Source organism: Staphylococcus pasteuri (assembly GCF_030547725.1).
In the GTDB taxonomy this organism is placed as follows: domain Bacteria; phylum Bacillota; class Bacilli; order Staphylococcales; family Staphylococcaceae; genus Staphylococcus; species Staphylococcus pasteuri.
In genome coordinates, this window is record NZ_JAUOQO010001019.1 from 1 (window position 1) to 234 (window position 234).

The following is a 234-nucleotide window of genomic DNA, read 5'->3' on the forward strand; positions in this document are numbered from 1 at the left end:
GTATAGTACAGGCAATTGGCGACCATTCAAACATATTTCTCGTCTTCAGTCTGAGTATTCTCATCACTACTAGCTTCTTCTCGGTTGACAGAGCCTTTAGCTGAGCCGGTAACTTTGCTAAGCCTAAACGAAATACTGTCATCTGGTAGTAACTCCTTATGTATTATTTCTTTAGGTGTTATGCCATCCTTTTTCTTTGCTTCCAGAACAATTTGAGATGTCTCACCATTAGAT

General features: G+C 39.3%; 1 protein-coding gene. It reads right to left on the minus strand.

Annotated elements, in window-relative coordinates:
• Nucleotides 1-26 precede the first annotated feature (26 nt).
• Nucleotides 27-234 (minus strand): hypothetical protein (locus Q4528_RS16250; protein WP_303522812.1); only part of this gene is annotated, 208 nt, incomplete at its 5' end.